Here is an 8,584-nt window from a genome sequence, read left to right on the forward strand (position 1 = left end):
ATGTTACTCCTTAAATACTCTTTACTTTAAACCAAGTTTTAATTTACTAGATTATTCTATATAAATCAATATTTATTATTAATGATATATAACAAAAAATAAGAGTGCATTTAGCACTCTTATGTATATTAATTATTTATTTTATTTTTTAACCAATCCTTACCTTCTACAAGTCTTGCTACAAGCATAGCACATACTGTATTTTCAGTTGAGTTTAATAATGTTGCAGGAGCATCTAATATTGTTCCTATAACAACTATTATTGGAAGTAATGCTGGATCTATTCCAAATGCACTTACTATTAACATTTCACTCATAAATCCACCACCTGGTATAGCTCCCATAACTGCACCGTTTATAAATGCAACACCTAATATAGCTAACATCATTGGAATAGTATTCATATTAGTTCCTAATAATCCTAATAAAAATGCTATTTTTAATACGCCAGTTACAACTGAACCATCTTTGTGAACATTAGCTCCTAATGGTATAACAGTTTCTGCTATATCTTCTGGAACACCCATTTTCTTAGTTGCATCTAAGTTTACAGGTATTGAAGCTGCACTTGAACAAGTTGCTAATGATGTAACTGTTGGTGATACTGCATTTGACCAGAATGCCTTTATTCCATCTTTTCCACCAGCTATAAATGCATATAAAGTAAATAAACCAAAGTAAATTACTGCTGTTAATATTAAGTATAATATAGTTACTCTTAAGTACCCTGATAATAACTGTGATCCTAACTCTCCTATAACATTTGCAAAGTAACATCCAAGTCCTATTGGTGCTGCCATCATTATTATATTGATTACTTTCATCATAACTGCTGAACCTGATTGAACAAACTTAGCTATTGACTTTCCAGATTCTGCTGCCATTAAAGTACCTATACCAAATAATATTGAGAATACTATTAATTGTAACATATTTGATCTAGATAATAGTAATGAGAAGTCATTTACAGTAAATGTATTTACTATTTGTTGTAATAATCCTACTTTTTCTGTTGCTGAACTATCGTTAGCAGATGATATTATATCTTTAAATAATGATGTATCTAATCCTTTTGTTGGATTCATTAAAAGTACTCCAACTAATCCTATAACAGCAGCAACTAAAGCCGTTCCTAAAAATACTATAACTATACTCTTTAGTATCTTTCCTAATCTCTGCATTCCTCCGCCCATATTAGCTATTGCAGATGTAACACTGAAAAATACTAATGGTACTAATGTCATGAATAATAAGTTTAAGAATTATTCTCCTATAGGTTTTAAAACTACTGCTTTTTCTCCCATAGTTGCGCCTACTATACCACCTAGTAATATAGCTCCTAGCAATACTATAGAAGACTTATAATTATTCCAAAATGATTTCATACTCTCTCTCCTTTATTTCTATTTATTATTTAAAAACTCCTGTGCTATTTCCTTATCATCAAAATGATGCTTAACTTTTCCTAAAATTTGATAATTTTCATGTCCTTTTCCTGCAATGATTACTATATCATCTTTTTGAGCCATTTCTATAGCTTCTTTTATAGCTTCTCTTCTATCTACAACTACTCTATAATTTTCTTTATTTTTATCTAATCCTTTTAATATATCTTCTATTATAAGCTGTGGATCTTCAGTTCTTGGGTTATCAGAAGTTACTATACATACATCTGATAATTTTTGTGCTATTGCTCCCATTAAAGGTCTCTTAGTTGTATCTCTGTCTCCACCACACCCAAATACAGTTATTATATTAGACTTAGCAAATCCTTTTGCAGTATTTAATATATTTTCTAATGCATCTGGAGTATGTGCATAATCAACTATAACACTTATTCCCTTATCATTAGTTATTGTTTCAAATCTTCCTGCAACACCCTTAGTTTTTCCTAAGCTTTCTTTAACTATTTCTTTAGATATATTTAACATGTAACAAGCTGCTATTACTGCTAAAGTATTGTAAACTGTAAATTTACCTGGTACTGGCACAAATATTTCTTCTTCATATGTTGGAGTTACTAATGTATAAGATACTCCACGTGCATCTATTTTTATATTTTTTGCCATAAAGTCTGCTTTATTATCTATTCCATAAGTATAGCAAGGTGTACTTAAAGATTTTATATTTTCATATATTTTAGCTCCACCTTCATCATCTATATTTATTATATTTGCTGTAGTCGTTTTATAGAATAATTTTTCCTTTGCATTTCTGTAATCTTCTAAATCTTTATGGAAATCTAAGTGCTCTGGAGTTAAGTTTGTAAATATTCCTAATTTAAATTCTGTCTCATCTACTCTATTTAATACTAATGAATGAGATGATACTTCCATTGCACAATAGTCACATCCATTATCAATCATAGTTCTAAAATGCTTTTGTAAATCTATGCTTTCAGGAGTTGTTGAACTAGATTCAACTTCTTTATCACCATCAAATATTTTTATAGTTCCTACAAGACCTACTTTTTTATTATTTGAACTTAATATCTCACTTAAGAAAGTTGTTATACTTGTTTTACCATTAGTTCCTGTAACTCCTATAACTCCTAATTCTTTTGATGGATTGTTATAAAAATTATCAGCAACATTTGCCATAGATGCTCTAGTATCCTCTACTTTTATAAAAGTATATCCTTCTATATTTATATCTTCCTGTACTAAAAATGCTTTAGCACCTTTTTCTATAGCACTTTCTATATATTTATGACCATCTGAGTTGAATCCTTTTATACATATAAATAATGTATTTTCTTTAACTTTTCTTGAGTCATATGCTATGTTATTTATGTCTATATTTAAGTCACCATTTACACTAAGTATATTTATTCCTTTTAATAAATCATTTAACTTCACTTATTTTTCCCTCCAAATTTTATATTAATCTATATATAATTATGCTTTAATTCAAATATTAAACCTATATTTATTATTATATAAATACAAAATTACTATGTACATTGCTTAAGTTGCTTGTTATATTGCAAAAAATGCTCTATAATCTAATTTAGAAGGTAGGTGGATTATGAAAGATATAAATAACAAAGTTGGTTACTTAAATGACAATTTTAAAATCTTCCATATTAGAGATAAGAAAGATATTAAATTTGAATATCATCATCATGATTTCAGTAAAATAGTAATTTTAATTGATGGTGATTTAACTTATTATATAGAAGGTAAAGCCTATATCTTAAAACCATGGGATATTTTATTTGTAAATAAAAATGAAATTCACAAGCCAGTAGTAAACCCAAATAAGTACTATGAGCGTATAGTTATATGGTTAAATCCAGATTTTATGGCAAAATATGCTCAAGGTAATAATAATCTACTTAAATGCTTCGAGGTAGCAATTAAAAATAATTATAATTTACTTAGATTAAATATGAAATCAATTGATATTATAAAAAATCTAATTCAAGATATACAAAATTGCAATAATAGTAATGAATTTGGAAGTGAGATTTTAAAAGAATCATTATTTGTGCAATTAATGGTTTTAATGAATAGGTTATTTTTAAATAGCGATAAAAATAGAGATATCGAAGATATTCAATATGATAAAACAATAGAGGGCGTTTTAAATTATATAAACTCTAATCTAGAAAATGATTTATCTATAGATACTATAGCTTCAGAATTTTTTATAAGTAAATATTATCTTATGAGAAAATTCAAAAATCAAATAGGAAGCTCTATTCATAATTATGTCGTACAAAAAAGACTCATACTTGCAAGGTCTCTTATATCTGATGGTTTAAGTATGAGTAGTGTATGTTCTAGATGTGGGTTTAATGACTATTCAAGTTTTGTAAGAGCATTTAAAAAGGTATATGGTGTTTCTCCAAGTAATTATAATCCTACAATCCATAATTTTGAAAACCCTATATCTGATACTTAAAAAGGTATGAAGTTTAAACTTCATACCTTTTTATATTAGTTTCTTCCTAATATTCTATTTATCTCATGTCTATAAGCATCTGCTTTAGCACCAAATATTGCTTGTATTCCATTACCTACTTCAACAACCCCTACGGCACCTAATGCTTTTAGCTTATCTTTATCTACTTTTGATTTATCTTTAACTTCAACTCTAAGTCTAGTTATACATGCGTCTATTGATACAGCATTTTCTTCTCCACCTAATGCAGCTAAAACTTCTGGAGCTTTTTGTACTATTTCATCTTTTCCATTAGCTTTATTTGGAGCTTCTTTTCCATCTAATCCTTTAGCAGCTTGGAAGTCTGCTTTAGAGTAAAGTTTAGCTTCTTCTTCATCCCCTTCTCTACCTGGAGTTTTTAAGTTTAACTTAAGTATTAAAGTTTTAAATAAGAAGTAATAAACTACTGCATATCCTGCACCTACTAATATAGCTCTTATCCAGTTTGTTGGAACTCCAGCTCCTGCAGGAAGTATTCCGAATAAAGTAAAGTCTATTAATCCTCCTGAGAATGTCATACCTATAAATACATTAAGTATATCCATTAAGAAGAATGATAATCCTGCCATTATACAATGAACTACATATAATACTGGTGCAACAAATAAGAATGTAAATTCTAATGGTTCAGTTATACCAGTTAAGAAAGATGTAAATGCTGCTGATACTAATAAACTTCCAACAATCTTTTTCTTGTTAGGAGCAGCAGTATGATACATTGCTAATGCTGCAGCTGGAAGTCCAAACATCATGAATGGGAATTTACCAGCCATAAATCTTGTTGTTCCAGAAACTATAGTTGACATAGTATCTGCATCTGCACCAACTATACTTTGCATATTTCCTAATTGAGCAAAGTAAGCATAGTTAGCACCTTGAATTGTTTGCCACGCTCCATCTATTATAACTTGACCATCAACAAATGATCCATACCAGAATGGTGTATAGAATATATGATGAAGACCAAATGGTATTAAGGCTCTTTCTATTAATCCATATAAGAATGTTCCTATTGGTCCTGCATTTTTAACGAATAATGCAATTACTGCTATTCCATCTTGTACAAATGGCCATATATAAGCTAATAATGCACCTACAACTGCCATAGCTAAAGATACTACTATTGGAACAAATCTTGCTCCTGAGAAGAATCCTATAACTGCTGGTAATTGTATATTGTAATATTTATTATGTAATGTAGCTGTTACTATACCTGTTATAATACCACCAAACACTGACATATTAAGAGTAAATATACCTAATGTAGTAGTTACATATTGTGCATATTGAGCTGGCACATCACCTGAAACTAAAGTCCCTAATGGTGTAGCACCCACACCTAATAATACACCTATAACTTGATTCATTATTAAGAAACCAAATACAGAAGCAAGTGCTGCTGTACCTTTATCTTGCTTAGCAAGACCTACTGCAGTACCTACTGCAAATAGTACCGGTAAGTTTCCAAATACTATATCCCCTATACCTTGCATTATTTTTAATATTATAGTTATCATTGGGATATTAACAAAAGCAATTAATGGTTGATATATAGCTGGTGCATTTTCAAGTGCTGCTATATTTATTAGTGATCCCCCAACCCCAAGTAGTATACCTGCAACAGGTAACGCTGCTATTGGAAGCATTATTGCTTTCCCAATTCTTTGTAAGTATTGAAGCATTTCTTTTTCCTCCCCATTATTTTTTATTTTTACATTCTCTAGCTATGCAGTTTTTTTATTTTTATTAATTATTAAAACTATTATTACAATAAAATTCGCTATGCTCATGTTGTCAACGTATTATTATTTAATATAGTTATTTTGAGCATAAAAAAGAGCTAAATAATTTATGGTATAAAAAGCAACCATAAATTATTTAGCTCATGCCTGCATAACCAGTAACACGCTATACGTATTAACTTTATATATTTAGTATATCACACTAGCATTCCTATGTAAACATTTTCACAAAATATTATTTTACTATTTCTATTTTATTTAACTCTCCTGCTTTAACAGTTCCTTCTACTAGTTTAACTGATTCACCTTCTGATAAATTAGTAAATACTACTATTGGCATTGAAGATTTTGCATTTTTCTCTATAAATTCTACATCCATTTTAACTAGTTTATCTCCAACTTTAACTTTTTGATTTTCTTCTACAAATGTCTCAAATCCTTCGCCTTTTAAAGAAACTGTATCTACTCCTAAATGTATTAATACTTCTCTTCCATCCACAGAGTTTATAGTTACTGCATGTTTAGTTGGGAATACTGTTACTATCGTCCCTTCTACTGGTGATACTATTATCCCATCAGATGTTTTCATAGCAAATCCATCACCCATCATCTTACTTGAAAATACTTCATCTGGAACTTGAGATATATTTACTAATTCCCCATTAGTTAGTGGTACTATTTGTTCTTTTTTTACCTCTTGTTCTTTGTTCCCTTTAAATAAATTTTTAAAAAAGCTCATATTCTTTATCTCCTTTGATTATTATATTATATTTTTGTATTATTAAATGTTATACATAACTTTTAGTTATTTCTTTATTAAAATTTATAACTGATATTACTCTATTTATATGTAATATCAAGTATAATACCTCATCATCATTTACTTTATAAGTATAGTTTTCCTCTATAAATGATTTTATTTGTTTTACGCAATCATAACTTTCTTTATATTGTACTTTTACAATTTCTAATAAACCATTATTGTTAGTATCTATCGATTCCGTTTTATCTATTAATCGTTTTGCAAAAAACTTTAGATGAGTTAATAGCCTGTCAAAATTAATTTCATCTTCTATAAATTCTATAGAATAATAATTTTTTATTATATCAAGTATTTGATTTATTATATTCATAATTAAACATGATTTATTAGTAGATTCTCTATAATTTGCATTTATAATATGCATTGCTATAAATCCTGCTTCATCTATTAAAAAGTTTACATTAAAAGTTTTATTTATATATTCTATTGCCCATTTACCTATCTCATATTCTTTTTTGTGAATTCTTCTAAGTTCATATAATAGTTCATTTTTTATCGGTAAATTTTCTTTATATCTTTTAAGTGCAAAATATATATGATCTGTTAAAGATATATAAATATATTCATCTAATGTAGTATTTAAATTCTTTTCTGCATATTCTATTATTGCACTACTTACAGCAAAAACCTCTTCTGGTATTTCACTTGCTAATTTATTTACTTTACTCTCAAAATTATTATCTTGTATTACAAACTTCTTTTCAATTTTACTATCATCAATAGTATCATTTGGTTTCTTTCCAAATCCAATCCCACACCCTGTCAATATCACTTCTTTTTTACTACTATTTTCAAATGCTAAAATAACATTATTATTGTACACTTTCTTTATGGTCACCATTGTCTCTAGCCCCCCAAATAAAAATACCTAAATCAAGGTACAAAAAGTACATCTTAACTTAGGTATTGCCTGCTCTATCAGTAACAATCCATTTTATTAATTTAAACAGATATATTTTATTTAGTTATATTTATAATATTATATTAATTATATTTTTATGTCAAGAGCTTAAAAAATCAATTTCCTATCTAATTTATACTTCTTTTATAATACCTTTTTTATATGCTGTTAAAAGCAATTTTAAATCATCAACTTCATCTAATAACTTCTTACCTGCATCAGTGTCTTTTACAGTTTTTCTGCTTAATTTATGTTCAACTAACATTGTTGTTGATAGTATGTCACTTTCATTTACTATTGCTTCTTCTGTTGATGTAAACGGATCATGAGATACAAGTTGTAGACTTTGCGAATTATATATCAATGTATATCCCGCTATACCAGTTTTTTTTTGATATGCTCTTGAAAAACCTCCATCTATAGCTATTATTCTTCCATTAGCTTTTATTGGACTTTCACCATTTTTACTTTCAACTGGAACATGTCCATTAATTATATGAGATTCATTTGTATCTAATTCAAATTCTTTAAAAATTTTATTGCATACATCTTCATCTTCTCTTAATGTAAAATATGGGTTCTTATTCTCTTTATGAGTTTCCTTCTCTGCTATAAAATACCTTTCAAAAGTAGTCATATCATCTTTACCAAATAATGAAGAGCATTTTCCTGTCCATAGATACCACATAATATCCATTCCATATTGTTTTTGATTAGTTTTATCTTTAAAGAGATATCCTTCTCGCACTAAAGTTTCCATCTTATCCATTAATTCTCTACCACTATATTCCTGTCCTTGAAGCTTCATTTTCATAAAACTTTTATCTTCGTTTAAAGGAACACATCCATGTATTAATAAATTTCCATTAGAAACTAAATATATACTTCCTTTTGAGAATAAAAATGATACATGTTTTTGTAGTTTTTCACTGTTTTTAAATGATGATACTAACTTATCAATTACAATCTCTTCTTCTTTCGTTAACTTATATGGATTCTTCGGATCTATAGTTGGGAAATTAGTATCTTTTAGTTTATATATATTTCCTTTTAAATTTATAGTTCCTTCTTCATAGTTTATCTTATCTAAAAGCAATCTATGATCCATTTCAAACTCAGGTCTTCTTTTAATTACTTCACCTTCAAGTTTAAACTGTATAATACTTATAGCCT

The 8,584-nt window shown here is 28.0% G+C and carries 7 protein-coding genes and 1 pseudogene; 1 reads left to right on the forward strand and 7 read right to left on the reverse strand.

Features of this window, described 5'->3' with window-relative positions; translation table 11 throughout:
- Positions 1 to 128 precede the first annotated feature (128 nt).
- From Q5F54_RS07540 to Q5F54_RS07545, 3 genes and pseudogenes are all read right to left on the reverse strand, one after another.
- Positions 129 to 1,250: pseudogene (locus Q5F54_RS07540) on the reverse strand (dicarboxylate/amino acid:cation symporter); the annotation flags it as partial.
- Positions 1,251 to 1,262: 12 nt separating this feature from the next.
- Entirely contained in the window at positions 1,263 to 1,385 is a 123-nt protein-coding gene (locus tag Q5F54_RS13070) for a hypothetical protein (RefSeq protein WP_331562527.1), read from the reverse strand.
- Between the two features lie 18 nt (positions 1,386 to 1,403).
- Positions 1,404 to 2,858, reverse strand: coding sequence for a UDP-N-acetylmuramoyl-L-alanyl-D-glutamate--2,6-diaminopimelate ligase (locus tag Q5F54_RS07545; protein WP_281538505.1), 1,455 nt, complete (start codon positions 2,856 to 2,858; stop codon positions 1,404 to 1,406).
- A 169-nt stretch (positions 2,859 to 3,027) separates the two neighbouring features.
- On the opposite strand from Q5F54_RS07545, the gene Q5F54_RS07550 reads away from it, so the two are divergent.
- The gene (locus Q5F54_RS07550; protein WP_281538506.1) at positions 3,028 to 3,906 is read left to right on the forward strand and encodes an AraC family transcriptional regulator; all 879 of its coding nucleotides are present in this window, start codon (positions 3,028 to 3,030) and stop codon (positions 3,904 to 3,906) included.
- A 35-nt stretch (positions 3,907 to 3,941) separates the two neighbouring features.
- Here Q5F54_RS07550 and Q5F54_RS07555 read toward each other — a convergent pair whose 3' ends face one another.
- From Q5F54_RS07555 to Q5F54_RS07570, 4 genes are all read right to left on the reverse strand, one after another.
- Positions 3,942 to 5,627 (reverse strand): PTS transporter subunit EIIC, encoded by a 1,686-nt coding sequence (locus Q5F54_RS07555; protein ID WP_281538507.1) that lies wholly within the window; start codon positions 5,625 to 5,627, stop codon positions 3,942 to 3,944.
- Between the two features lie 295 nt (positions 5,628 to 5,922).
- Positions 5,923 to 6,426 carry a PTS glucose transporter subunit IIA gene (locus Q5F54_RS07560; protein WP_281538508.1) on the reverse strand — a complete coding sequence of 168 codons (504 nt, stop codon included), beginning with the start codon at positions 6,424 to 6,426 and terminating at the stop codon, positions 5,923 to 5,925.
- 49 nt (positions 6,427 to 6,475) lie between these two features.
- Positions 6,476 to 7,351: a BglG family transcription antiterminator LicT gene (gene licT, locus Q5F54_RS07565; RefSeq protein ID WP_281538509.1), complete on the reverse strand. Its 876-nt coding sequence runs from the start codon at positions 7,349 to 7,351 to the stop codon at positions 6,476 to 6,478.
- Between the two features lie 193 nt (positions 7,352 to 7,544).
- On the reverse strand, positions 7,545 to 8,584 hold a 1,040-nt coding region (locus Q5F54_RS07570), incomplete at its 5' end, for a fructose-bisphosphatase class III (RefSeq protein WP_302334174.1).

Source organism: uncultured Romboutsia sp. (genome assembly GCF_958366745.1).
Taxonomy (GTDB): Bacteria; Bacillota; Clostridia; order Peptostreptococcales; family Peptostreptococcaceae; genus Romboutsia; species Romboutsia timonensis.